The sequence below is a fragment of the Pseudarthrobacter oxydans genome (assembly GCF_013314975.1).
Classification (GTDB): domain Bacteria; phylum Actinomycetota; class Actinomycetes; order Actinomycetales; family Micrococcaceae; genus Arthrobacter; species Arthrobacter oxydans.
The window spans coordinates 21,613-47,387 of sequence record NZ_JABTYH010000012.1 but is presented as its reverse complement, the minus strand read 5'-3'; the positions used below and the strand labels follow the sequence as shown (position 1 = coordinate 47,387).

Here is a 25,775-nt window from a genome sequence, read left to right as displayed (position 1 = left end):
GGGGGTTGGCCGCATCCGGCGCACGCATGATTTAGCCCACAAAATTCGGTTTATTGCCTCATGGGCATCCGGATGTGAGCGGAATCTCTCGTGGCGCCGAAGCTTCGCGCGGCTCGTCTATCCTACAAGACCCACCGGGGTGCTACGTGACCCGCACTACACCCCACCGGCCTCCAGCACAAGGTTCTGCTCACCATCCACGCTGACGCGGTAGGCCTGCAGCGGTTCGGCACCGGTGGTGGAGCAGCCGCTGGTGAGGTCGAACGCGTGCTGGTGCAACGGGCAGATCACCTGCTGGCGGTCGATGGTGCCGTCCGCGATGGGTCCGCCCCGGTGCGGGCAGACTGCCGCGAGCGCCCGCACCGTTCCGTCGCGCAGCCGGAAGACGGCCACCTGTTGGCCGTCCACCACAAACGCCCTTCCCTCGCCCAACGGAACCTGGTCCACGGGGCCGAGGACGTGTGAGGCTGGAGCCGCGCCGGAGGCGCTCATCGGACCGGCACCTGTGGAAGGACCGTCAGCGGCAGGGACGTCCTGAACTGGCCGGGCGTCAGCGGATCCGCGCGTTCGCTCCACGGATCCACGTAGCTGTCCACGGACGCCTGCATCGCGGCATCCAGCTGCGCCGCGATCCCCTCCGCATCCTCGACGATCACCGCGCGGAGATGCTCGATGCCCACCCGGGGCACAAAGGCGTAGGTCCGCTCGAGCCAGTTGGCGTGTTCGCGGTAGTACTGCATGAAACGCCCGGTGAGGACCTGCACCTCTTCGGGGCTGTCAACGGTGGCCAAGAGGTCTCCCTTGCGGATGTGGGCCCCCGCCGCTCCCCCAACGTAGATTTCCCAGCGGCCGCCTTCCACGGCCACCACGCCCACGTCCTTGACCAGGGATTCCGCGCAGTTGCGGGGGCAGCCGGAGACTGCCAGCTTCAACTTGGCCGGCGACTCGATGCCCTGGAACCGGGATTCGATCTCGATGCCCAGCCTGGTGGAGTCCCCCGTCCCGTAGCGGCAGAAATCCTTCCCAACACAGGTCTTCACGGTGCGGAAGCTCTTGCCGTAGGCGTACCCGGAGGGCATGCCCAGGTCGGCCCAGACCTGTGGCAGGTCCTCCTTGGGGATGCCCAGCAGGTCGATCCGCTGGCCGCCGGTGAGCTTGATCAGGGGCACGTTGTACTTCTCGGCCACGTCCGCGATCCGGCGCAGCTGCTGCACGGACGTGACGCCGCCCTTCATCTGCGGCACCACGGAGAAGGTGCCGTCCCGCTGGATGTTGGCGTGGACCCTGTCGTTGATGAAGCGGGCATCGCGTTCGTCGACGTACTGGTCCGCGAGCATCATCTTGAGCAGGGATGCCAGGCCCATTTTGGACTTCGCGTCCTCGGCGCCGCCCGGGGCCAGCGCGTGGAACACGGCCGAAACAGACCGGAGCCCGCGTTTCCGGATCTCTGCCATCAAGGCGGCCTTGTCCAGGGGGATTCCGGGCACGTAGTAGGAGGCGGCTGGGTCCTCTTCAACAGCCCCGTCCGCGGCCCACTCCACCACCTGTTTCACCAGGAGCTTGCACGAGCCACAGCCCTTTCCGGCCCGGGTGGCGTCCATGGCCCCGGCTACCGAGGCGCAGCCACCCCGCACTGCCGTGGCCAGGTCCTTTTTACTGACACCGTTGCAGTTGCAGACCTGGGCGTCGTCGTCCAGTTCTGCGACGCCCACGTCCTCCCCGGGAGTCCCCAGATCGAACATCAGGCCGAGCCGCTCCTCGGGCAGCGGAAGGCCGCGGTCGTAGGCCTGGGTCAGGAACGCCACCTTGCGGCTGTCGCCCAGGAGGGTGGCGCCCACCATCTTGTTGTCGCGGACCACGATGGACTTGAAGACCCCGCGGCTGGGTTCGGAGAAAACAATATGCTCGTCGGTGTCGAGCTCCGGCCCCTGCAGGCCCATGGACGCGACCTCCACCCCTGCCACCTTGAGCTTGGTGGCGGTCCGCGAACCCAGGTACGCGGCGCTGGTGTCCGCGCCGGTCACATGGTTTGCCAGCACCACCGCCTGCTCCCACAGCGGTGCCACCAGCCCGTACACCTCGCCGCGGTGCTGGACGCACTCCCCCACGGCGTAGATGTCGTCCTCGTCCTGCACGCGCAGCCGGTCATCCACCACGATGGCCCGCTCCACCGGGAGTCCGCCGAGGACGGCCAGGTCCACGTTGGGACGGATCCCGGCCGCCACCACCACCATGTCGCAGTCAATGTCCGGCCGGTCCCGGAGGCTGACGCCGGTCACCCTGTCCCTGCCGAGCACGGCGGTGGTCCGGGTGCCCGTCAGTACCCCGATGCCCAGGACCTCAACGCTCCGGCGGAGCACCGCACCGCCGTCGGGCCCCATCTGCGCGCTCATGAGGTGGCCGCCCGAGTGGACCACGTCCACCCCCAGCCCGAAGCTGCGCAGCCCGGCGGCGGCCTCCAGCCCCAGGAGGCCCCCGCCGATCACCACGGCATGCCGGTGATGGTCATGCCGGGCGTGCTCGGCCATTTTGCGGGTGTCGTCGATGGTGCGGAAGCCGAAGACGCCTGGTTTGACCGAGCCGCCGGGCGTGTAGAGGCCGTCCATCGGGGGCAGGTGCGGGCGGCTGCCCGTGGCGATGATCAGGGTGTCGTAGGGAGTCACCCGGCCGTCGCTGGAAAACACGTGCTTGGCGAACCGGTCGATCCTGTCCGCCCGGACCCCCGCGTGGAGCGTGATGCCGTTGTCCTCATACCAGGACAGCGGGTTGAGGAAGATGTCCGCATCGCTTTCCTCCCCGGAGAGGACGTGGCTGAGCATGATCCGGTTGTAGTTGCCGTAGGGTTCGTCTCCGAACATGGTGATGCTGAACTGCTCCGCACCGCCCCTGGCCAGGATCTCCTCCACCGCGCGGGCTCCGGCCATCCCGTTCCCGATGACCACCAGGCGGCGGCGGCTGTCCCGGCTGCGTGCCCGGCCGCCTGGCCGGGGTTGGGCCCGTTCGGCCACGCTGGTCATCAGTGCTCCACCATGCCCAGGTCGATCACCACGGTGCCGTTGACGCCCTCCGGCGCGGCCAGGTACAGCTCGATGGCCGAACCGCCCTCGATGTCCTCCACCACGCGCAGCGGGACGTGGACGTCGCCCTTGGCTCCAATGGGGAAATACCGCATGGGCACGCCATTGCGCATCAGCACCACGGCGATCAGTTCGGCGCTGCAGTTGCCGCCGCGGAAGTACAGCGCCTGGTTGACGACGCCGTCCGGGACATAGTGCGAGAGCTCGCTGTGCAGGGGCACGGGTTTCTCCATCCCCACGCCTTGGAAGTGGTAGATGCCCTGCATGAAAAGGTTCCTGGTGATCACGGGCAGATCCTTTCGGCCGGCGGAATGACGGGCATGGCCCTATCTTCCGCCGCCGATGTTTCCGCCTGCCGGTCCCCCGGTAAAGACTGCTTAACGCAAATCTCACCGGTCCACAGGCTGGCTGCCGCCCCACATGCGTCGCTTTTGTCCTGCGAGGCGGGAGGAAACCGCGCCAATCCGGGCCGGCTGCGCCGCTGCACGGCCAAAAGTGACGCAAATCCGGTCGGCCTATGCCCCGGGAGTGCCTAGACCGGCGCGAGCACGCCCTTGTCCATGGAATACCTGGTCCAGCGTCCGACGGCGGTGTTCCCGGCCCGGGTGCCTTCCGGGCCGGCGGCCCCACCACGGCTCCGCCGTGCGCACGCGGCGAACCATTCCCGCAGGGCACGGTCGTGGCTGACCATCACCAGGGTCCCGGCGAATCCGGCGAGCGCCGCCTCCAGCTGTTCCACCAGCACGGGCGCAAGGTGGTTGGTGGGCTCGTCCACGACCAGGGTGCCGTAGCCGCCCAGCAGCAGCCGTGCCAGGGCCAGCCTTCGCTGCTGGCCGGCGGACAGGCTGCCCACGGGCACGTGGAACTCGCTGGTGCGGAAGAGGCCCAGGCGGAGGAGGGCCTCGGCGTGCTCGTCGATGTTGCCGCCGAGGCCCGCGGCGAAGGCCGGCAGCAGGCGCAGGGAGGGCCGTTGCGGCAGCTCCAGTTCCTGCTGCAGGTAGCCGACGCGTCCGGGCCGCGTGACGGAACCGGCAGCCGGCTCCAGGGTTCCGGCAAGGATGGAGAGCAGCGTGGATTTGCCCGCGCCGTTGGGTCCGGTGATCAGGATCTTCTCGCCGGCACCCGCCTGGAAGTCGGTGGTTCCCAGCCGGCCGGGCACGCTCACCCCGTGCACGGCCAGCACCGGCGCACCATCCTGCGCTGCCCCGGAAAGACCAGCACCGGACTCCTCAGCACCGGACGCCGCAGCATCCGGGTCCGTGGCCAGATCGACGTTCAGCCGCAGGGGTACCGGCGGACGGTCCACGGGGCTGGCTTCGAGCCGGCGCAGGCGTTCCTGGGCGTTCCGGACCTGGCTGCTGGCGGCCTTCTGCCAGGTGCCTGCCTTGAAGTCGAAGCCCATCTTGTCGCCGTCGCGCTTGCGCCCGTACCCCATGGTGCCGGCAACAGTCTCTGCCTGCCGTTTTTCGGACTCCATCGCATCAATCCAGGTGTGGTACTGCTGGACCCAGCGCGCGCGTTCGGCCGCCTTCTCCCGGAGGTAGCCGTCGTAGCCGTTGCCGTAGCGGGTCACGGCGCGGCGCTCGGCATCCACTTCGATGATGGTGCTGGCCACCTTGCGGAGGAGCACCCTGTCATGGGACACCACCACCACGGTGCCGCGGTGGGCCGCCAGCCGGTCCTCCAGCCAGGCCGTTCCGCGGGCGTCAAGGTGGTTGGTGGGTTCGTCCAGGAGCAGGATGTCCGCGGGATCGGCCAGGACACACGCCAAGGCCACCCGCTCCTGCTCCCCGCCGGACAGCGATCCCAGCACCCGGCTCCGGTCAAGGCCGCCCAGGCCAAGCCGGTCCAGCGCAGCTTCCACCCGGGACTCCGCTGCGTAGCCTTCCCGCAGCTGGTATTCCGTCTGGAGCCTGCCGTAGGTTTCCAGCTCGTCGTCACCGGCGTCAGCCAGCCCCGCCTCCAGCCGGTCAAGCTCCGCTTCGATGGCACGCAGGGCGGCCAGGGAAGCGTCGACGGCGGCACCCACGGTGAAGGTTTCCGGCAGGCCATGGGTCTGGGCGAGGTAGCCCACCCGGCCCTGGATTGCCGCCGCGCCTTCGTCCGGGGTTTCGAGGCCGGCGAGGAGTCGCAGCAGGGTGGATTTGCCGGCGCCGTTTTCGCCGACGACGGCCACGTGTTCGCCGGGGGTGATGGCCAGGATGATGCCGTCCAGCAGCAGGCGGTCGCCATAGCCGTGGGAGACGCCGGAGAGGGTCAGGTGTTCAGTCAAGGGAAGTCCTCGCAAAGTTCCGCAGTGTGGCCGCGGGGTGGACCGGATTTTCCGGTCCCCGACGGCGGCCCTGGATTCGGGAAGGCAGCCCGGCAGGGCCGGCTGCTGGCTAGGACTTCATCGCTCCAGCCTGCCCGCCGCGGGTGGCCGAGTCAAGCGGAAGCCGGGTCACGCGCTGACCGGTTCAGGCAGCGGCGAGCACAGCGGCCTTCCTGCGCCGCGCCTTCGCCAGCCGGGTTCCGATCAGCCCCTGGCGCGGGCTGAAGAGGTAGACGACGGCGAAGACCACACCCTGCGTGAGCACCACCATGGCGCCGGAGGCTGTGTCCAGGTAATAGCTGAGGTAGATGCCGGTGATGGAGCAGGCTGCCGAGACCACCGGCGCGATGACCAGCATCCGCGAGAACCGGTCCGTCAGCAGGTAGGCCGTGGCACCGGGGATGATCAGCATGGCCACCACCAGCACAACGCCCACGGTCTGCAGCGCTACCACGGAGGTCAGGGCAAGCAGGCCCAGCAGCAGCGCCCCCAGCCTTTGGGGCGACAGCCCGATGGCGTGCGCGTGGGTGGGGTCGAACGCGTAGAGGGTGAGGTCCCGCCGCTTGAGGATCAGGATGGCGAAAGCCACCACGCCCAGCACCAGGACCTGGATGAGGTCCGGAATGCTCACGCCCAGCAGGTTGCCGAAAATGATGTGGTTCAGGTCCGTCTGGCTGGGCGTGACGGAAATCAGCACCAGGCCGAGGGCAAAGAGCGAGGAGAACACAATGCCGATCGCGGCGTCCTCCTTCACCCGGCTGGTATTGCGGACCACTCCGATCAGGGTCACGGCAATCAGGGCGAACACCAGCGCCCCCAGCGCGAAGGGGGCACCCACGATGTACGCCAGCACGACGCCGGGGAGGACGGCGTGCGAGACGGCGTCACCCATCAGGGACCAGCCGATCAGGACCAGCCAGCAGCTGAGCACTGCGCAGACGACGGCGGCGAGCGCGGTGGTGACGATGGCCCGCACCATGAAGTCATAGCTGAGGGGTTCGAGGAGGAGTTCCATCGTCAGCCCGCTTCCTTCCGGTTGAGCACGTCCAGGCCGAAGGCCATGGCGAGGTTTTCCGGCTGCAGCACCCGCTCCGGCGGGCCGTGCATGAGGACCTTATGCATCAGCAGCACGGCTTCGTCGCACAGCTGCGGGAGGGCATGGAGATCGTGGGTGGACACCAGGATGGTGCAGCCGTCCGCGGCGAGCTCGCGCAGCAGGCGGGTGATGGTGGCCTCGGACCGCTTGTCCACGCCGGCGAAGGGCTCGTCCAGCAGCATGATGGTGGCACCCTGAGCGATGCCGCGGGCCACGAACGCACGCTTCTTCTGGCCGCCGGACAGCTGGCCGATCTGCCGGCCGGCGTACCCCCCGAGCTCCACCCGGTCCAGCGCCTCGTCCACGGCGGCCTTGTCGGCCTTGGACGCCCGGCGGGTGAATCCCTGGTGGCCGTACCGGCCCATCATCACCACGTCGCGCACGGACAGCGGGAACTGCCAGTCCACTTCCTCGCTTTGCGGAACGTAGCCGATCCCTCCTTCCCGGCGTGCCTTGGAAGGTGACTGGCCGCCAATCCGCACCGTGCCGGCGTCGGGCTTGATCATTCCCATGATCACCTTGAACAGTGTGGATTTCCCGGAGCCGTTCATGCCCACCAGGCCGCAGATCCGTGCCGGGTCCACCGTCAGCGAGGCGGCATCAAGGGCCAGGACCTCGCCGTAGTGCACCGTGACGTTGTCGACGGCGATGGCCGGGGCGCTCATGATCCCGCTCCGGCGGTGAGGGCCTTGGTAATGACCTCGGCGTCGTGCCGGATCAGGTCCAGGTAGGTGGGGACCGGCCCGTCCGCCTCCGAGAGGGAGTCCACGTAGAGGGTGCCGCCAAAGCGGGCCCCCGTGGCCTCCACCACCTGCTGCATGGGGGCATCGGACACCGTGGATTCGCAGAACACCGCGGGGACCTGGTTTGCCTTGACGTATTCGATGGCCCGGGTGATCTGCTGCGGGGTGGCCTGCTGTTCGGCGTTGACCGCCCAGATGTAGACCTCCTTCAACCCGGCGTCGCGGGCCAGGTAGGAGAATGCGCCTTCACACGTGACAAGGGCGCGCTGGTTTTCCGGGACGCCGGCCAGGCTTGCGGCCATCTGGTCCTGCACAGCCTGGAGCTCGGCCTTGTAGGCCTCACCGTTCGCCGCGAAGGCAGCCGCGTTGTCCGGGTCCAGGTCGCTGAAGGCCCGGACCATATTGTCCACGTAGGTCTGCACATTGACCGGCGACATCCAGGCGTGCGGGTTGGGTTTGCCCTGGTACGAGTCCTCGCTGATGGACATCACTTCAACGCCCTCGCTCACCACAGCGTGCGGCACGTCCAGCCCCTCGACGAACTGCCCGAACCAGGCCTCCAGGTTGAGTCCGTTGTCCAGGATGAGGTCAGCCTTGGAGGCCTTCCTGATGTCCCCCGGGGTGGGTTCGTAGCCGTGGATCTCTGCGCCGGCCTTGGTGATGGACTCAACCGTCAGCTTGTCGCCCGCAACATTCCGGGCGATGTCCGCCAGCACGGTGAAGGTGGTCAGGACCACGGGCTTGCCGTCCCCGTTACCGGAAGCTCCCCCGCCGCAGGCGGTCAGCAGGAGGGAAAGCACGACGGCGGCCACGGCTGCGGCGCGGAAACGCACCGTCCGCCCGGGGCGGGTCCGGGCGGCTACTTTGGCGCACCGAAACATAAATTTAGGCATACCGAAGATTCTACGGGAAGCACGTTTCGGCCAGCAACGCACCCCGGCCCATCCAGGTAGCAGCAGATGTCCGTTTGACCGCTGAAACCGACATCTGCTGCTACCTGGTTGGGAGGTTAGGCTGAAGCCATGGCTACCGCCCACCGAATACCGCCCGCACCGCAGCCGGAGCTGTACCGCTTCAAGCCGCTGGATTTCGCCACCCTCATCACCTACGTGGCCATCGCCGGCTTCTTTGCCGTGGCCGGTGACCTGCTGGCTCCCTTTCTCCGCCAGATAGCCCCCAGCCCGGCGGCAGCTTCCTACGCTGTCAACCTGCTCTTTTATTCCTCAGTGGGCATACTTGCCGTGCTGGCAGCCCGGAAGGTGGTGGGCCGTGACCTCACGGTGCTGGCCACCCGGCCCTGGTTCACGCTGCTGATGGTCCCGGCAGCGGTGATTGCCATGATGATCCTGACCGCCGTGGCGGTGGCCCTCAGCGGCGAGGCCCAGACATCCCAGAACCAGGCGGGACTGCAGCAACTGGCCCAGCAGATCCCGGCCTGGCTGATGGTCCCGCTGCTGGTGGTGGTGGGACCGTTCGTGGAGGAATACATCTTCCGCCACCTGCTGATCGGCAAGCTGAGCCGGCGGGTGAACATCTGGATCTGCTGCGCCCTCTCCGTGGTGCTGTTCGCGGCCCTTCACATCGTGGGCCAGGAGGCGGTCACCTTCACTGCATTGCTTCCCTACCTGGCCATGGGCGCCACGCTGGTGTTCGTCTACGTGTGGACCGGGAAGAACCTGATGTTCGCCTACTTTGTGCACGCGGCAAAGAACCTGCTGGCCGTGGTGTTCATCTACGCCATCCCGCCGGAGGTTTTCGAACAACTCCAGCAGGTCCAGCCCTAGGCGAGAAGCACGTGCCACCGTACCTTGGTGGGATGGGACTGAACATCCAGATCGTCATTGACTGCACCCGTCCGCACGAGCTGGCCGACTGGTGGGCTGAAACCCTGGGGTGGTCCGTGGAGCCCCAGGACGCCGCTTTCATCCGCTCCATGATCGAGCAGGGCTTCGCCACGGAGGACCAGACCATGACCCACCGGGGAAACCTCGTGTGGCGCGAGGGCTGCGCGATCCGCCCGACGGAGGAACTGGAGGCCAAGGCCCCGGAACGGCGCCTCCTCTTCCAGACGGCGCCCGAGGCCAAAACGGTGAAAAACCGCGTGCACTGGGACATCAACCTGGCCGGCAGGGACAAGGACGAGGTCCGCCGGGAGCTTGAGGCGCGCGGTGCCACATTCCTGTGGACGGCCAGCCAGGGACCGCACTCCTGGCACACCATGGCGGACCCCGAGGGCAACGAGTTCTGCATCAGCTGAGGCCGATTACTAGACTTGGATGGTGAGCAAACAGATTCCCGCCTCGGTGTCCGACGTCTTCGACCCCTCCCGCTGGCGCACCGTGGCCGGCTTCGAGGACTTCCAGGACATGACCTACCACCGGCAGGTGGAGCGGGATTCCGACGGCGGCTGGGTGCGTGACCTGCCGACGGTCCGGATCGCGTTCAACCGGCCCGAGGTGCGCAACGCCTTCCGGCCGGGCACCGTGGACGAGCTGTACCGGGCCATGGACCACGCCCGGATGTCCCCGGACGTCGCCACCGTCCTGCTTACCGGCAACGGCCCCTCCCCCAAGGACGGCGGGCACTCCTTCTGTTCCGGCGGGGACCAGCGGATCCGGGGCCGTGACGGCTACCGGTATGTAATACAAGAAACAGACGGCGAGACGCAGGAAACCATCGACCCCGCCCGCGCCGGCAGGCTGCACATCCTGGAGGTCCAGCGGCTCATGCGGACCATGCCCAAGGTGGTCATCGCCGTCGTCAACGGCTGGGCGGCCGGCGGCGGGCACTCCCTGCACGTGGTGGCGGACCTCACCATCGCCTCCCGCCAGCACGGCAAGTTCAAGCAGACGGACGCCACGGTGGGCAGTTTCGACGCCGGGTACGGTTCGGCCCTGCTGGCCCGCCAGATCGGGCAGAAGGCAGCCCGCGAGATCTTCTTCCTCGCCCGCGAATATTCCGCTGAGGACATGGTTCGGATGGGTGCCGTCAACGAGGCCGTGGACCACGAACGGCTCGAGGAGGTTGCCCTGGAATACGCCGCGGACATCGCGCGCCAGTCGCCGCAGGCCATCCGGATGCTGAAGTTCGCCTTCAACCTTGCCGACGACGGCCTGGCCGGGCAGCAGGTGTTCGCCGGGGAGGCCACGCGACTGGCGTACATGACGGATGAGGCGGTGGAGGGCAAGGAAGCCTTCCTGCAAAAACGCGAGCCCGACTGGTCCACCTTCCCGCACTACTTCTAGGCAGGAGCGGAACATGAATACTCCAGCGAAAGCCGCCGGCCCCATCAACATCGAGCCGGCCCTGACGGCCCTGGCGGCCGCCCTCCATGGCGAGGGACCCGCCGTCGAACTCTCCATCGGCGGGGACGGCGCCCTGGTGGTGGGACACCTGGAGACCCCGGGCTGCGATGACGCGGTGGCCGTGGTCCGCACGTCCGGCTCCACCGGCGCGCCCAAGGCCACCGTGCTGACCGTCGAGTCCCTCGCGGCGTCCTCGATGGCTACGGCCCTGGCGCTCAAGGGCGAGGGCCAGTGGCTCCTGGCGCTGCCCGTGCAGTACGTTGCGGGCATCCAGGTCCTGGTGCGCTCCCTGTTCGCGGGCACCCGCCCCTGGGTCATGGACATGTCCCAGGGCTTTACGCCCGAGGCCTTCACCGCCGCGGCCCAAGAGCTGACGGACAAAATCCGGTTCACCTCGCTGGTCCCCACCCAGCTGCAGCGGCTCCTCGACGAACCGTCGCCTGAGACCCTGGCCGCGCTCCGCCGCTTCAACGCCGTCCTGCTGGGCGGCGCCCCCGCCCCGGCTTCCCTGCTGGCGGCCGCCCGCGAGGCCGGAGTGCGGGTGATCACCACGTACGGTTCCGCCGAATCCTGCGGCGGGTGCGTCTACGACGGTTTCCCGCTGGAGGGCGTCTCGGTCCGGGTCGAGGAGGACGGGCGCATCCTGCTGGGCGGGGACACCATCGCCGCGGGCTACCTCGAGTCGCCGGAAAGCACGGACACGTTCTTCGAGGAGGACGGCGTGCGCTGGTACCGCACCAGCGACCTCGGCAGCATTGACGACGACGGCCGGCTGACCGTGCTGGGCAGGGCCGACGACGTGATCATCACCGGCGGCGTAAAGGTGTCCGCCGCGCACGTGCAGGAAGAGCTGGAGAAGTCCGACGGCGTCGCGGCGGCTTTCGTGGCAGGGGTTCCTTCCGCCGAGTGGGGCCAGGCCGTGGCGGCCTACATTGTGCTGGCGGACCCTGCTCCGGACGCGGCCCCGGGCGCGGAAGCCGGGGACACCGCCGTCGTCCTGGAACAGCACTGGCACCGGACGCTGGGCGTCCTCGCGCCCAAAACCGTCCTGGCGGCCTCCGGGCTGCTGCTGCTTCCCAACGGCAAACCGGACCGCCTGGCCATGACCGCCGAGCTCAAAGCCCGGCACCAGGGAAAGTAAAGTAGACCTGCACCACCCGGCAGGACCCCCTCCCGCCGCCCCCAACACACGCGAGGTACTTAACGTGGCTACAGCCGCACAATGGATCCAAGGCGCCCGGCTCCGGACGCTGCCCGCAGCGATTGCGCCGGTGCTGATCGGCTCCGCCGCAGCCTACGAGATGGGTTCGTTCCTGCTGTTCAACGCCATCCTCGCGGCGCTGGTGGCCCTCCTGCTCCAGGTGGGGGTGAACTATGCCAACGACTACTCGGACGGCATCCGGGGGACCGACGATGACCGTGTGGGCCCGCTGCGCCTGGTGGGATCCGGGGCGGCAAGCCCCGAACACGTGAAACGGGCGGCGTTCGCGGCGTTTGCGGCCGCCATGGTGTTTGGCCTGGTCCTGGTGGTGATCACCCAGAGCTGGTGGCTGATCCTCGTGGGGCTCGGCTGCGTTATGGCCGCCTGGGGCTATACAGGGGGGAAGAACCCGTACGGCTACATGGGCCTGGGCGACGTGTTCGTCTTTGTGTTCTTCGGGCTGGTGGCAACCCTGGGCACCACGTACACCCAGGCCGGGCAGATCAACCTGCCCGCCATCATCGGCGCGATCGGCACCGGGCTGATCGCCACCGCCCTGCTCATGGCCAACAACGTCCGGGACATCCCCACGGACATGCAGGCCGGCAAGAAGACCCTGGCGGTCCGGCTGGGCGACAAGCATGCGCGCGAAAGCTACGTCCTGATGCTGGCCGTGGCCATCCTGCTGGTGGTGATCCTGGCTCCCGGCCGGCCGTGGATGCTGATAGTGCTGCTGCTGATTCCTGCCTGCCTCATGCCCGCGTGGCTGATGATCAACGGACGCAAGCGCAAGAGCCTCATCCCGGTCCTCAAGCAGACCGGACTGATCAACCTCGGCTACAGCCTGCTGTTCTCCCTGGGACTGGTGCTCAGCCGCGGCTTCTAGCGGATTCTAGCGGAGCACCGCCTGCGGGGCGCGGCGGGCCTACGGGCGCTTGCGGCCCTTTGCGTCGTTGTTGATGGTCACGTCAGGGTTGGCGTCCAGGAGGGCGTCCTCGGCGTGCGCGTCCTGGACTTCACCGGCGGAGCGCAGCGGCTTGGCCTTGCCGGAGAAACGGTGCTGGAGGGCCGCTGCGGCTTCGTCCCGCTGCTTCTGGAAAAACAAGTAGCTCACCGCAAAGGCGATCAGGGCCGCGCAGATGACGGACATGAGGGCGCCCAGCTCCAGGAAGGTGAAGAGCACGAACAGGGGCGCGAAGAGAGCCAGGCGGATCAGGGAATATTTCAAAAAGGCCACTATTCAAGTTTAGCCGCCTCCCGCCCGCGGCCCCTGCCCGTCCTGACGATAGACTTAATGCATGCTCCTCCGTGTGGCTTTGGCCGTCGCAATCCTCGCCATCTTCGTGTATGGCCTCGTCGACGTGATCCGGACCGACGGGCGCCTCACCCGCGGAATTTCCAAACCCGCCTGGATCGTGGTCATGATCGTCCTGCCGGTACTGGGCGCGATCCTCTGGCTCCTGATCGGCCGGCCGCGCGGCACTCCCCCGCAGCGGCAGGACTACCGCCATCCCACCGCCCCGGACGATGACCCGGACTTCCTCCGCAACCTGGAGGTCCGCCGCCGGCAGGAGGCGGAAGCCGCCCGCCTCAAGAAGCTCAAGGATGAGCTGGATGCCAAGGCAAAGGACGTCGACGGCGGGAAAGACAAGCACGAGACCGACGAGCACGACAACGACGGATTGAAATAGGCCTCCGCCGGGAGGGCACTCCCGGCTGCCGTCCTTCAGGCCGGTTGGCGCTGGCGCTGGCGGGCGGACGACTCTGCCAGCACACCCTCGCAGCTGCGGACCACAACCCGGCAGGCCTCAAGGGCCAGCCCGTCCGTCAGCGGACTCTCCGCCACCGCGCGCCAGCGCAGCAGGTAACGGCGGGCTTCGTCAGCCATGTCGCTGGGCGCCGCATCCGCGTCCAGCCCCAGCCTCACATGCGCCGCAGCGCCCCGGCCGCCGATCAGGCCCTCCGCCTCCGCGGCCAGTTCGGGGCTGAGCGGCACGCCCGTGGTCCGCAGGACGGCCAGCAACCGCAGTTCGCGGAACTCATGCGCGTTGGCCTGCAGCCGCTCCAGGGCCGCAGCCAGGGGCCCCGTTCCCGGGCGGGGCGAGGTGCGCAGCAGGGACTCCACCGCCACCAAAGCCGTACGCGCCTTCAGGGCCTCAGCCCGTGCCTGGAACTGGCGGCCCAGCAGGTCCAGCAGCGGATCCAGTCCGCTGCGCCGGGCCAGCTCGTGGGCCAGCGGGGTGGGTTCATTGAAGCCGTTGGAAATGAGGACCACGGCGAGCCGGATCCCGAACAGGCCAAACCTTGCCAGCAGCGACGCCCTGGCCTCCGCCGCCAGCCCCTCCGGGATGGTGGACCGGAGGAACCGGTCCGCTGAGAGCAGTGCCTTTTCGCGGTCACCGCGGTCCAGTCCGGCCAGCAGCTGGAGGGCACTGAATTCCTGCTGGCGCATGGTCCGGGCGCTCTGGGCAAGGAGCCCAGCCACGGGCACCACGCCCAAGGCGAGTTTCCGCAGGTTGTGGTCACGGCGGTACCTGTCCGCGATCTCTCCCGCGGAGAGCAGCGAATCGATGCGGCCGCCACCAACCTCATCCGCCCTGGAGAGTACCGCGATTGCGTTGACTGTTCCCGAGCGGCCCGCTTCCGTGTCCCGGAAGGATTCGAGGAACCTCACGTCCGCGGCGTGCATGTGGCGCATCAGGTAGATGATGGCGTCCGCCTCCGACTCCGTATCCGCCGGGGCCAGGAAGGCGGTGGAGCGGGCAGACACCTCGCGGGACAGCGAAGCGATGCCGGGGGTATCGATCAGGGTCATGTTCAGCAGCGCCGGCGACGGCCATTCCACCTCCAGCCGGTCCACGTCCGCCGCGTCCGCATCCCCCAGCACGAAGACGAGGCGGCCGTCCACGCGTTTGAGTGGCAGCGTCCTGGGCTCGCCGGAGGTGGGGTGGAGGGTGATGCGGGGAGTGTGCCCGTGCCGGTACCAGGTGATGATGCGGGTGCACTCCCCCGTGTCCGTGGGCGCTATCTCCTCGCCGAGAATCGCGTTCAGCAGGGTGGACTTGCCGGCCTTGACCATGCCCGCAATGGCCACGCGCAACGGCTCCGCGAGCCTCCGGGCAATACCCTCGAGGGCGGCCACGGAAGCCGGGTCATCCGCGTAGGTTTCCAGCGCCTCCTGGACCAGGCCAGCGGCGCCGGCAATTGTTGGGGCAGTCATCGTGGACCGCCCGCGGGCATCATGGTTCCGGATACCTCGGCGGCAACGGCCTGCGCGGCCCGGTGGAGTGCATCCACCTTCTTGAGCTCGGCCTTGATGTCCCTGATGCGGGCGTCCCTTTCCAGGGCGTAGGTATTGGCGGCTTTCTGGGCAGCGGACACCGAGTCCGCCAGGGAACGGTGGTGCTCATCCGCTATCTCGTTGAAGTGGTCGCGGATGGCGCGCTGCACCAGCCGCAGGCGGTCCTTCAGTTGCTTGCCCACCTGGAAGGTCACGTCATCGAGCTGCCGCCTGACGAGGGCCTTGGCCTCCCCCTGCCGGCGCTTGAGCCGCGCCTCCTTGTCCTCCCGGTAGGCCTTGCGTCCCAGCAGGAGACCGGCGCCCAGGGAGAGCGGGTTGATCAGCGCCATCCCGAAAATGCCGGTCAGGAGCCCGAACATGAGCACCCCTCCGTAGGAGCCCCGCATGCCGATCAGCACTTTCTGCACGGGGTTGACGTGCCCGGCGTCCATGCCCGGCATCGCGTCCACGGGATCCAGCACGTCGGCGGAATGGGACACCTGCATCACCGGCAAGGGGACTACGTCCGCGGCGAAATGGTCAGCCACCTGCCCGGCCAGCCACTGCGCCCGCTCACTGGTGAGGACGAAGGTCTCAGAGATGGCAGCCGCGGTGGACACTTCCAGCCACTTGGAAAAATCGGCCCAGGCCGGTCCCGGGTCCTCCTGGTCGATGGCGGCTTCAGCCTCCCGCTGGATGTGGCGGAGCCGGTTGCGGAGGTCGTACTCCATATCGGCGATGAGGTCGCTGATGCCATCGCTCAGGGTGACCTGCCAGCGCGCAGACCGTTTCCGAAGGTCGTCAGCCTCAGCCCGGGCCGCCTCCAGCTCCAAAATCATCCGGGGTGTGCCGCCGGGGTTTTCGAGGGCTTCAAGCTCCGATTGCAGCGAGAGGCGCAGGTTCTCGGTAACGGCGAGCAGGTCCTGGCTCACGGAGCGGCCCTGGAGGCGCTGTGCCCCTTCCACGATTCCGCTGCGGAGGTGGGCAACCAGTGCGGGGAAGCCGGATTCCTCATTCAGCTCACTGTCCTGCAGGCGTGCTGCCTCCAGGCGGAGGTCGGAGGAAACGGGAAACAGCGGAATCCCGGGCGCTACGTTTCCGAGGTGGGAGCGGTCCATCTCTTCCACCCGCCGCCAGTCCGGGTAGAGGTCGGTCTTGGTCAGCACGCCCACAACGTTCGGGGTAATCCGCATCGCCTGCCGCAGGAAGCGCAGCTCCGGTTCGGTGTATTCCTGGGAGGCGTCCGAGACCAAGAGCATCGCATCGGCGGTGGGCAGGGCCGTGAGGGTGGCCAGGGTGTGCGCGGACCCGAGGCCCCCCACCCCGGGCGAATCGATGACGATGAGCCCGCCGGCAAGGATCCTGCGGGGCAGGCATACCTCGGCGGCCAGGAGCTTCTTGCTGTTGCCGGGATTACCCTGTTCGGAAACATAAGCCGGCAGGTCGGCGACGGGAATCGGCTGGCGGTCAACACCACCGTCGTCGCCGGCGTCCGCAGTAGAGGTGGGGACCAGGATCGTTGCCGAGGCAGGGTCCCCGTAGCGGACAACCGTGGGAACGGACGTGGCAACGTCGTCGTCGACGGGGCAGGCCGGCGCACCCACCAGGGCGTTGATGAATTTGCTTTTGCCCTGTTTGAACTCCCCCACCACGATGACCCGGATGCTCGGATCCCTCAGCCGCCCCAATGCCAGGTCAAGGCGTTTCCGGAGGTCCTCCCGGTCGCCGGTGCCCACGAGCTGGAGTCCGTGTTCCACAAGCTGGATCAGCTGGCCGGCCGTCACCGGAGTTGCTGGGTGTGCCGGTCCTGCTTCTGCCACAGCCTGTCCTCTGTACTACGCCTCAAAGATCGTTCCGGGACCGGGGTCCGGCTGCTAGGCACCAAAGTCCATGGAGTCTGCCGCCTCCCCAGCGCCAGCGTCGTCGATGTCATTGTCGATGTCAATGGTTGCGGCGTCGTCCTCCGTGAACTCGAGCCCCGCACCGGCGGGATCCACATCCACCTCGACGAATGCCTGCTGCTCTTCGGTGAAGGATCCGTCGATCAAGGTGGCCGGGAGGACGGTTCCGTGTGCACCTGCCGTCGCGGTTTCGCTGTCCGCGTCAAGGTCGAAGAGGCCGTCGATCCGGATGTCAGCGAAACCCATCCCGGTTCCGGCGCCTATGGCGGGGTCGCCGAAGGCAGGCACGGAGTCGTTGTCGAACCATTGCTCCACGTCCCCGTCGGCCCAGATGTTGGGGGCCGGGGATTGGTCCGCCATGGCGGCGCCGCGGTCATCCGGCGTGGAAGGGAAGGAGTAGCTGGCCACGACATGGGTGAGCTGCTCCACTGCAAGTCCATGGTCGTCGTCGTGGCCTCCGCCGGAAGGAAACGGGCTCCAGCCACTCCCGGCGTGGCCAGTGCCGGCGCCGGCGCTTAGATGCCGGTCAACGGCGGGAGCCGTGACGCTCAGGGGCGCGTAGTCCAGGACAACCGGCATGGCGGCGTCAACATCTGCGGAGCTGACACCGGCCAGGCCGTGCTGCTCCAGGACGCCTTCGGGATCATCCAGGAAGTCCTGGGCCGCCTGGCGGTCTCCGAAGATGTCCATCAGGAACTGGACCACTTCCTTTGCGACTGTCATGTGCTGGTCCTCAGATCGTTTTCATTTCGGTGCGCCGGCCCTGATGCCTTGGATCAAACCTATTGTTCCTGCAGGGAACCGGCATCGGGCCGGTCCCCCTTACCGGCGGCGCCCCTGGTGGGGAACCGCGGACGTCCCCGTTAGGGGTGTTAGGGGGACGGGTCATGGGCCTGGCTGTCCGGGCCCAGCGCAAGGCGCAGCTTGGCCATCAGGTCCGAGCGGTTTTCCGCACCAAGCCTGCGCCGCATCCGGGCAATGTGGTGCTCGGCGGTGCGCGGCGAAATGTAGATGGCCTCGCCAATTTCCCGGTAGGTCTTGCCGTCGAGCACCAGCCGGGCCACTTCCTTTTCCCGCTCGCTCAGCCCTGCGCCGTCTGGTTGCATGCCATTACCTGCCTCGGTGGGGGGAGCATTGCGGGCCTCGGATGATGCCGGACCCCCCGGGCCCGCCGAACTGGCCTGTGGGTGGAGTTCCCGGGCGCAGGAGAGCAGGCGCACCATGTCCTTGCGCTCGTCCGCCCGGGCGGCGGCGTGGCCGGCAAGCCGTGCTCCCTCCCAGGGCATGCCCACCAGCCCCAGGCCCCGTGCCGCCGCCTCGACGTCATCAGGACGGAACCTCTCGGCCAAAACGGTTACCCAGGCTTTGCCGGCCGCCGCGAGGACGGCTGCCAAGTGGCTTTGCCCTGCGGCCCGGGCGAGCGCTGCTGCGTGCGGGGCCAGGTCAGCGGGGCTTTCGTTCAGCAGGGCAGCCTGGACTGCAGCCCAGTGCAGCGGCACAGCCCACAGCGGCGGATTGCCCAGGCGCTCCAGGAGGCCCCATGCGTCCGTGAGGTACGGGGCAACCCTGCGGCCCTCCCGAAGGCGGGCGGCTGCGATCATCAGCTCCCCCCAGGGCAGCAGGCTGTACAGGTCCACTGCTGTGTGGAGCGTCGCTTCGCGCGCCCGTTCCCAGGCCTTGATGAGCTCGGGGAAATCGCCGTTGCGCCGGGCAAGGGCCACTTCCAGGGCCGAACAGAGGAACTCGTCGCGCGGCACCAGCGGCCAGTGGTTCGCTTTGGATGCCTCATTGATGGCGAGCCGTGCGTCCTCAAGCCTGTCCTGCATCATCGCCGACCACGCCTGCAGCAGGAAGAGGCGCGGTTGGGCGGTATCGCCTCCCTGCCCGGCGGCGGCCGCGAACCGGCAGATTGTTTCCGCCAGGTTCGGTTCCCCGCTGTGCAGCGCCACCAGTGCCGCCAGCGCCGCCGGAGTCTCCGGCAGGGGAAGCGCGGCACCCGCCGCGTTCAGCATGTCCGAGGCGTGGATCAGGGTCTGGAGTCCCTGGTGCGGATCTCCCTCCAGCGACTGGAGGATGCCTTTTCCGAGGTGGGCGAGGGTGGCGGCAAGCAGCGTGGGGGACGAAGGGGGTGCATCGGCCCCGAACATGTTCTCCGCACCGGACAGGTCGCCACAGCCGATCAGGGTGACGGCGGCAAGGGGCGCGGATTGGCCTATGCGGGAGGGGCCCAGCCAGCTGTAGACATCGGCTCCGCGGGCGATCATGCCCCGCTGGGCCCACACCGCGGCTGCCACGTCCGCGGCCCGGCGGACGTCCGGTGGACCGTCCTGCCCCAACAGGGTGTCAACAATGCGGGTGGCCGTGTCCAGGTCGCCGTTGGCCGCCGCGGCCTGGGCACGCCGGGCCGCTGTGGCTTTCTCGTCCGTGCCCGCCAGCAGGGCCTCATCGTAGAGCTGGTACGCCAGCCCGGGATCGCGCTCCAGCGCCTTGTCCGCCGCCTGCTCCAGCTCGGCTGCCACCCTTGGATCGGCGAGTCCGGCGCGTGCCAGTTCCCGGGCGAGATCCCCCAGCGGCTGGCCGTTGGCCGCGTACACGCCCACCAGCTCCCGCTGGAGCGCATGCACCTTGGTGGTGGGGGCGACGGCGAGCAGCGCGTGGCGGGCCGGGCCGACCACCGCGCCGTCCGGGGTCAGCAGGCCTGACGACTCTGCCCTGTGCACCAGGGCGTCCAGGCTCTCCACCCCGTTTCCGTCGATCTTGCGCTGCAGGTCTGACGGCAGGGGTCCCGGCAGGGCGAAACCTACGGACAACGCCAGCAGCAGCTCCCGGACTGCTGCGTTCTCACCCTTGAGCTGGCTTGCCATGAGTTCCGCGCTCTGCAGTGACGTCCCCTGGTGGTCCGGCTCGGGATGGCGGAATGCCGTCTTCTGCGTGTGCGGCTGGTAGCTGACCATGTCAGGCCGCCGGGATCGTCGTCGTGGCGGTGGCGGTGCCGGTGTCCGTGGAAGTGGCCGTCGCTGTGCCGGTGGAGCCGGAGCCCGTGGGTTCCTGTGCCAGGGGCGTAAACCCGCCCGTGCCTGTGGGTGACGCGGATACCTGGACCGTTGGTGAAGGCGAACCGACGGATGTGGGCGTAGCTTCCGTGTCCGTGGATGTGGGCTCCGCCGTGCTTGTGAAGCGGGTAGGCTCCGCCGTGCTGGTCCCTGGGCTCGCTGCCGTTGTGGAAGGGGCCGGCGTCCCGGACCCGCTGCCGGATGGCGTGGGCGAAGGGCTGGACGTGACCGGTTCCGGGGCTTCTGTCGTCGTTGGATCAACGGTGGGGGTCGCCCCGTCAGTGGTCGGCGTGGCTGTGCCAGTAGTCGCCGTATCCCCTGGCGCAGTGGTGCCGGTGGCCTCACCTGCCGTGACTGCGCTGGCGGAGGGCCCTTCGGAGGCGCCCTTCTCGATGGCCCGGATGGACGCTACCTGGCCGTTCGGCTTCCCGTCCGGCACGGGGCCAGGTGCCTGGGAGGCAGCGGCCCGCTCCATGCCGGAATCGATGCCCGCCACCGGGACCTGGATGTCTCCCGCGGCCCCTGCCGCTGGACCGGCACCATTGCCGCCCCCGGCGGCACCGGTGGCGGGCACGGCCCCGCGATCATTGGAGGCCCCGGCCGGCGGGACGAACACGGAGGTCAGGCTGTTGAATCCTGCCGGGCTCTGGGCGGCCGTGGCGGTGAGGACAGTGAACAGGACCGCGGTGGCCGCCACGGCAGTAAGCCGCACCCGGGGCTTCGGCGCATGCGCTCCGCCCTTGTCACCATTGCCCTGGCTGAGGGCTGCTGCCGCCAGGGATTGCGGGGCGGGCGTGGGGTTCCGGGACCAGCTGGCCAGCCGCAGCGGCGCTGCACCATCCGCGGCGGGGCTGGAAACAGCCTCACCGGGAGCTTCGGCCGGACTCGATTCCGCTGCGGCGGCAGCAGCCAGAGCCGCCCGGCCCAGCACCGCGGATACGGCTGCGCCCATGCAGATGGAGGACTTGGGATCGGCGTCGACGGCGATGGGACGGTCAAGCTGCTCCGAGATCAGCTGTGCAACAAGGGGAATCCTTGAGGACCCGCCAATCAGCAGCACGGCGGAGAGGTCAGCCGGCTCCAGCCCCAGCTGGCCCAGCGATTGTTCGAGGGCATCCACGGTGTCCCGGACGGGGTCTTCGATCAGTGACTCGAATTCGGGACGGACCAGGCGTATTTGCTGCTGGATGCCGGGCAGGAGCACGGAGATGTTGGCTTCGCTGTCGCTGGAGAGCGCTTCCTTGGCCTCCACACACTCCCGCCGCAGCCGGGAAAGCGCGGCGAGCACCCCGGGGGCTGCCGGGTCCAGCCGGGCCAGCCCACCGTCCGTATGTTCAGCCACAAAGCGGAAAAGGGCGGCATCGAAATCGGCGCCGCCCATGTGTTCAAAGCCTTCCGGTTTCCCGAGCAATTCAAACCGGTTGCTGGCCTCTTTGCGGAGGACAGCGGTATCGAAGGTGCCGCCGCCGAGATCGTAGACGGCGATGATGCTGCCGTCCTCCACCCGCACCTGGGAAGCGTAATGGAGGGCCGCGGCTTCCGGTTCCGTCAGCAGTGTGACGTTGTGGAGCCCCTTGGCGGCGAGGGCGTCCTTGATGAGGGATGTGCGGTGGAAGCCCCAGGCAGCGGGGTACGTCAGGATGATTTCCGACGGCGGCGCCCCCTGGCGTTCTTCCGCGCGGTCTGCCACCCAGCGGGCCATGGTGGCGAACACGTCCTCGGCGGCCAGGGACAGCGTGCCCGCGGAGATCGGCACGGCGTCGCCAATGCGCCTCTTGAATTCCCGCACGACCCGCCCGGGGGAATCCAGGCCGCGGCGTTCCGCGGCTTCCCCCACCAGGACGGGTCCGTTGTCGGGGTAAAAAAGAACAGAGGGTACCGAGGTTCCACGGAGTCCCAGCGGCAGGCACTCGGGAGAGGAAGCTCCCTGGTCAAAACGGGCGATGGCAGCAGCTGTGAAGCTGGTTCCCACGTCAATGGCGAGAACATAGCTCATGGGTACCTCAGGAAAAACTGTTGTTCCGCCAGCAAACTTCATCACGGGCGCACGAAACCAACGTAGCATTACCGGCTGACCGGGAACAGCCCTGTTGCTACATCGATTTTAGAAGTCCCCGGGCACCTGGGAACCCCGCAGAAGTCCTGCTCAGAGGCCTGAGTACGAGTGGAGCCCGTTGAAGAACTGGTTCACGATGGTGAAGTTGAACACCACGCAGAGGTAGCCAACGATCGAGAGCCAGGCGGCACGGGTGCCGGTCCAGCCGCGGGTTGCCCGTGCGTGGAGGTATCCGGCGTAGACAACCCAGATCACGAAGGTCCACACTTCCTTGGTGTCCCAGCCCCAGAACCGCCCCCAGGCCTTTTCAGCCCAGATGGCACCGAACATGAGGGTGAACGTCCAGCCGATGAAGGCGATGGCGTTGATGCGGTAGGACAGGTTTTCCAGGCTCAGCGCGGACGGCACCAGGCGCATGAAGCCCAGTTTGTCCGCCCCGCCGGCAGCCACCGTCTTCTGGCGGTGGGACTGGACCAGCTGCAGCGCGGACATCGCGAAGGTCAGGGTGAAGAGGGCTGAGGACAGCACGGCGATGGACACGTGGATGATGAGCCAGTAGCTCTGGAGGGCGGGAACCAGGTGCCCGACGGGGGTCCAGTAGGCCACGGAGGCGGCCACCAGCATGATGATGGCCAGGCCCACCACGAAGGTTCCCAGGAAGCGGAGGTCGCGGCGGACCAGCACCAGCAGGAACACCGCTACCGCCACGAAGGCGCCGGTGGTGAGGAATTCGTACATGTTGCCCCACGGCACGCGGCCGGCACCCAGCGCACGGGTCACCACACCGGCGGCGTGGATCAGGACGCCGAGGATGGTCAGTGCAACTGCCACCCGGGCCGGTGCGCGGCGTTCCGCGGCGTAGCGCATGTCGGCGTCGGCGGTGATGACTCCCCCGGCCCCCGGGCCCGCTGCCTTGGTGGTGGACGACGTCGGCCGCTCGGCCCTGCCGGCCGGCCCGCCCAGGCGCGCCCCGGCGGAATCGGAGCGGGAGGCTTCGGCGGATGCAGCGTGGTCGCCCACCCCGGCTGCCACCGGAACCCTGGCGGAGTCCTGGGCACTGCCGGGCTGCGAGGCCTGAGCAGCCTTGAGGTCGATGGCTCGCAGCGCCTTGCTGCTCTTGGCCAGGTCCCAGGCGAAAGCGATGAAGGCTACGGTGTACGTGCCGGCCGCCAGCAGCATAAAGAGCTCGCTGTACTGGCCCATGGTTTCGTTGATTCCGTACGGCATTACTGGTCCTTTTCGGGCCCGGTGGGGCCGGCTGGGGTGGTGGCGGGGCCTGTGGTTGCGGCAGCTCCGGTGCTATTGTCCCCCGGGCTGCCGGGAGTTTCCTGTGAGGTCCGCGGCGGGCCCTGGTCCGGATCCAGCTGCCACTCTTCGGTCAGCAGCTTGCGGAGGGCTTCCGCTTCGCCGGCAAGCCGGTGGTCCTCGCCGCGGGCCAGGAGCCCGTACTCAACCATGGTGCGGCCGTCCTCGTGGGTGCCCGTACGGACCCACACGCGGCGGCGGTTGACGTAGAGCGACAGGATCAGGCCGGCCACGGCCAGCAGCGCGAAGATCAGGGCGTAGAGCTGTCCGGGGTTGTGGTGGATGTCCACGCCGATGTACCGCTTGACGCCGTCGAAGCTGATGGTGCCTTTGCCGTCGGGGAGGGTGTAGCTGGTCCCCGGCGAGAGGGTGATGCCGCCGGCGTCCAGGTTGCGGGCGTTCAGCGGGGTCAGGTCCTTGACGTCAAGTTCGAAGACGTTCTGCGGCGCTCCGTCATCCAGGCCAAGGTCGCCATAGTAGGAGTTGAGCGTGAGCTGCGGGTTGAAGAGCTCCGGGTCACCGCTGAAGGAAACCCCCTCATCGGTGACGAAGGCGGTGGGCAGGAAGAAGCCGGCGAATCCCAGCTGGTCCGGCGCGGCGTCGGGGACCTTGATCACCACGGAGGAGTAGTAGTTGTCCCCCTGGAGCTTGGCCACCACGGGGCCCTGCATGGCCACGTTGCCGGCGCCGTCCCGGATGGTCACCACGGGGGCGTAGCCGTTGCCGGTGAGGTAGATGCTGGTGCCGCCCAGGGTGACGGGATCGTTGACCTTCAGGGTTTCCTGCCGAGCGGGCGCGTCCGGGTTTTCCTTGGTGGTCACTGCGGCCGAGAAATCGATGGGCTGGCCGAACTTGCCCTCCGACTCGCGGTCAAACGTGATGTCGAACTTGTCCAGCTGGATGGAATAGGGCTGCAGCTGGCTGGACTGGAAGTTGGTGCCGGGCGTGAACTGGTCGTAGCCCACCAGGGTGTTCACGAACGTGTCACCCTCCACCAGGATCCGCTGGCCGCTGTAGCCGAAGAGGCCGCCGATGGCCACGGACACCAGGACGCCGATGAGGGACGTGTGGAAGACGAGGTTGCCCACTTCCTTCAGGAAGCCGCGCTCGGCCCCCAAAGACGGCCGCGCGCCGTCGTCGTCCCTGACCTCCACGCGGTAGCCGCGTTTCTTCAGCAGTCCGGCGGCGCCGTGGATGGCGTCCGACGCCGGGATCCCGGCCCGGGCGGGTATCACCAGGGTCCCGTACTCGGGGAGGCGGGAGAGCCGTTTCGGGGTGCGCGGCGGCTGGGACCTCATCGCCTTGTAGTGGGCGATGGCGCGCGGCACCACGCACCCGATCAGGGAGATGAACAGCAGCAGGTAGATGGCCGAGAACCAGGCCGAGGAGTAGACGTCGTACAGCTGCAGGGTGTCCAGCAGCTTCCCGTAGTCCGGGTTGTCCTTGATGTACTGGGTGACGATGGACGGGTTGGCGGGGCGCTGCGGGAACAGTGAGCCCGGAACGGCGGCAACGGCAAGGAGCAGCAGCAGGAACAGCGCCGTGCGCATGCTGGTCAGCTGGGTCCAGGCCCAGCGCAGCATCTCCTTGGGGCCCAGGGCGGGCAGCGCGGCGTCAGCCTTGGCCGCTGGCAGGCCGTTGCCCGTCGCGGGTGTGGAGGACTTCTTCTCTAGGTTCACGCGCTCGCTCATCAGATCGGCAACTTCACATCGGTTTGGAACCAGTACTGGAGTTCGGTCACCCAGGTGCCCCAGACACCGCTGGCCATCAGCAGGCCCAGCACCACCAGGATGCCCCCGCCGGTGCGCTGGATGGCCAGGCGGTGCCTGCGGAAGAACGCCATCACTCCCATCCCCCGGCGGACCGCCAGTGCGATCAGCAGGAACGGGATGCCCAGGCCCAGGCTGTAGACGAAGGCCAGGAAGGCGCCCTTGGCCGCGGACGATCCCCCGGAGAGGCTCAGCAGCTGCACGGCCGAGTAGGTGGGCCCGATGCACGGCGCCCAGCCCAGCCCGAAGGTCAGGCCCAGCAGCGGCGCTCCCCACAGCCCGGCCGGCGGCCTGGCGGAGATCTTGGCGTCGCGCTGCAGCCAGCTGAAGCCGCCCATGAAGACGACACCCATCACGATCACCAGGATGCCCAGGAGTTGGGTGATCCAGGCGTTCTGCGCACCGGTGATCAGGGTTCCGAGCTGGCCGAAAGCCCCGCCGAGGAGGACGAAAATGACGGAAAAACCGAGCACGAACAGTCCGATGCCCACCAGCATCCGGCCGCGCTTCTGCTTCTGCAGGTCCACGCCGCTGAGTCCGGTGACGTAGCCCAGGTATCCGGGGACCAGGGGCAGCACGCACGGGGAGAGGAAGGAGACCAGTCCGGCCAGCAGCGCCACCGGGATGGCAAGCAGGAGCGAGCCATTCAGGATGGCTTCGGCGAAGGGGCTGTTCACG

General features: G+C 68.1%; 22 protein-coding genes. 6 read left to right on the top strand and 16 right to left on the bottom strand.

Annotation, left to right across the window (positions count from 1 at the left end):
* Positions 1-156 precede the first annotated feature (156 nt).
* The 7 genes from HTS88_RS10010 to HTS88_RS09980 all read right to left on the bottom strand — a co-directional run bounded on the left by HTS88_RS10010 (position 157) and on the right by HTS88_RS09980 (position 8,120).
* Positions 157-492: a Rieske (2Fe-2S) protein gene (locus HTS88_RS10010; protein ID WP_174177916.1), complete on the bottom strand. Its 336-nt coding sequence runs from the start codon at positions 490-492 to the stop codon at positions 157-159.
* On the bottom strand, positions 489-3,017 hold the full coding sequence (gene nirB, locus HTS88_RS10005) for a nitrite reductase large subunit NirB (protein WP_174177914.1): 2,529 nt from the start codon (positions 3,015-3,017) through the stop codon (positions 489-491). Before nirB ends, HTS88_RS10010 begins: the two co-directional genes overlap by 4 nt.
* The gene (locus HTS88_RS10000) at positions 3,017-3,364 is read right to left on the bottom strand and encodes a molybdopterin oxidoreductase (protein ID WP_174177913.1); all 348 of its coding nucleotides are present in this window, start codon (positions 3,362-3,364) and stop codon (positions 3,017-3,019) included. Before HTS88_RS10000 ends, nirB begins: the two co-directional genes overlap by 1 nt.
* 245 nt (positions 3,365-3,609) lie before the next feature.
* Entirely contained in the window at positions 3,610-5,349 is a 1,740-nt protein-coding gene (locus tag HTS88_RS09995) for an ABC-F family ATP-binding cassette domain-containing protein (RefSeq protein WP_174177911.1), read from the bottom strand.
* A 184-nt stretch (positions 5,350-5,533) separates the two neighbouring features.
* Complete coding sequence (locus HTS88_RS09990) at positions 5,534-6,403, bottom strand: metal ABC transporter permease (RefSeq protein WP_174177909.1); 870 nt, start codon at positions 6,401-6,403, stop codon at positions 5,534-5,536.
* A gap of 2 nt (positions 6,404-6,405) precedes the next feature.
* On the bottom strand, positions 6,406-7,149 hold the full coding sequence (locus tag HTS88_RS09985) for a metal ABC transporter ATP-binding protein (RefSeq protein ID WP_174177907.1): 744 nt from the start codon (positions 7,147-7,149) through the stop codon (positions 6,406-6,408).
* Positions 7,146-8,120, bottom strand: coding sequence for a metal ABC transporter substrate-binding protein (locus HTS88_RS09980; RefSeq protein ID WP_246256152.1), 975 nt, complete (start codon positions 8,118-8,120; stop codon positions 7,146-7,148). Before HTS88_RS09980 ends, HTS88_RS09985 begins: the two co-directional genes overlap by 4 nt.
* A gap of 129 nt (positions 8,121-8,249) precedes the next feature.
* Here HTS88_RS09980 and HTS88_RS09975 point away from each other — a divergent pair, with 129 nt between their 5' ends.
* From HTS88_RS09975 to HTS88_RS09955, 5 genes are all read left to right on the top strand, one after another.
* Positions 8,250-9,011, top strand: coding sequence for a CPBP family intramembrane glutamic endopeptidase (locus HTS88_RS09975; RefSeq protein ID WP_174177905.1), 762 nt, complete (start codon positions 8,250-8,252; stop codon positions 9,009-9,011).
* 32 nt (positions 9,012-9,043) lie between these two features.
* Positions 9,044-9,484, top strand: a complete 441-nt coding sequence (locus HTS88_RS09970; protein WP_174177903.1) for a VOC family protein — start codon at positions 9,044-9,046, stop codon at positions 9,482-9,484.
* A 22-nt stretch (positions 9,485-9,506) separates the two neighbouring features.
* Positions 9,507-10,472: a 1,4-dihydroxy-2-naphthoyl-CoA synthase gene (locus HTS88_RS09965; protein WP_174177901.1), complete on the top strand. Its 966-nt coding sequence runs from the start codon at positions 9,507-9,509 to the stop codon at positions 10,470-10,472.
* Between the two features lie 13 nt (positions 10,473-10,485).
* A complete protein-coding gene (locus HTS88_RS09960; protein WP_174177899.1) occupies positions 10,486-11,673 on the top strand; it encodes an AMP-binding protein in 1,188 nt (395 codons plus the stop codon).
* 64 nt (positions 11,674-11,737) lie between these two features.
* Complete coding sequence (locus tag HTS88_RS09955; RefSeq protein WP_174177897.1) at positions 11,738-12,619, top strand: 1,4-dihydroxy-2-naphthoate polyprenyltransferase; 882 nt, start codon at positions 11,738-11,740, stop codon at positions 12,617-12,619.
* Between the two features lie 39 nt (positions 12,620-12,658).
* Here the strand turns inward: HTS88_RS09955 and HTS88_RS09950 are convergent, their stop codons facing one another.
* Positions 12,659-12,970, bottom strand: a complete 312-nt coding sequence (locus tag HTS88_RS09950) for a DUF4229 domain-containing protein (protein ID WP_174177895.1) — start codon at positions 12,968-12,970, stop codon at positions 12,659-12,661.
* Between the two features lie 61 nt (positions 12,971-13,031).
* Here HTS88_RS09950 and HTS88_RS09945 point away from each other — a divergent pair, with 61 nt between their 5' ends.
* Positions 13,032-13,424, top strand: coding sequence for a PLD nuclease N-terminal domain-containing protein (locus HTS88_RS09945; protein ID WP_066278707.1), 393 nt, complete (start codon positions 13,032-13,034; stop codon positions 13,422-13,424).
* 35 nt (positions 13,425-13,459) lie between these two features.
* Here the strand turns inward: HTS88_RS09945 and HTS88_RS09940 are convergent, their stop codons facing one another.
* The 8 genes from HTS88_RS09940 to HTS88_RS09905 form a co-directional block, all read right to left on the bottom strand.
* On the bottom strand, positions 13,460-14,953 hold the full coding sequence (locus tag HTS88_RS09940; RefSeq protein ID WP_174177893.1) for a dynamin family protein: 1,494 nt from the start codon (positions 14,951-14,953) through the stop codon (positions 13,460-13,462).
* Positions 14,950-16,833: a dynamin family protein gene (locus HTS88_RS09935; protein WP_310112872.1), complete on the bottom strand. Its 1,884-nt coding sequence runs from the start codon at positions 16,831-16,833 to the stop codon at positions 14,950-14,952. The genes HTS88_RS09940 and HTS88_RS09935 overlap by 4 nt, the downstream gene beginning before the upstream one ends.
* 54 nt (positions 16,834-16,887) lie before the next feature.
* Positions 16,888-17,637 (bottom strand): IniB N-terminal domain-containing protein, encoded by a 750-nt coding sequence (locus HTS88_RS09930; protein ID WP_174177891.1) that lies wholly within the window; start codon positions 17,635-17,637, stop codon positions 16,888-16,890.
* A 149-nt stretch (positions 17,638-17,786) separates the two neighbouring features.
* Positions 17,787-19,868 (bottom strand): LuxR C-terminal-related transcriptional regulator, encoded by a 2,082-nt coding sequence (locus tag HTS88_RS09925; protein ID WP_174177889.1) that lies wholly within the window; start codon positions 19,866-19,868, stop codon positions 17,787-17,789.
* Position 19,869: 1 nt separating this feature from the next.
* The gene (locus HTS88_RS09920; RefSeq protein ID WP_174177887.1) at positions 19,870-21,963 is read right to left on the bottom strand and encodes an Hsp70 family protein; all 2,094 of its coding nucleotides are present in this window, start codon (positions 21,961-21,963) and stop codon (positions 19,870-19,872) included.
* 150 nt (positions 21,964-22,113) lie between these two features.
* Entirely contained in the window at positions 22,114-23,250 is a 1,137-nt protein-coding gene (gene ccsB, locus HTS88_RS09915; protein WP_174177885.1) for a c-type cytochrome biogenesis protein CcsB, read from the bottom strand.
* Entirely contained in the window at positions 23,250-25,019 is a 1,770-nt protein-coding gene (resB, locus tag HTS88_RS09910; protein ID WP_174177883.1) for a cytochrome c biogenesis protein ResB, read from the bottom strand. The genes ccsB and resB overlap by 1 nt, the downstream gene beginning before the upstream one ends.
* On the bottom strand, positions 25,019-25,774 hold the full coding sequence (locus HTS88_RS09905; protein ID WP_174177881.1) for a cytochrome c biogenesis CcdA family protein: 756 nt from the start codon (positions 25,772-25,774) through the stop codon (positions 25,019-25,021). Before HTS88_RS09905 ends, resB begins: the two co-directional genes overlap by 1 nt.
* Position 25,775 lies beyond the last annotated feature (1 nt).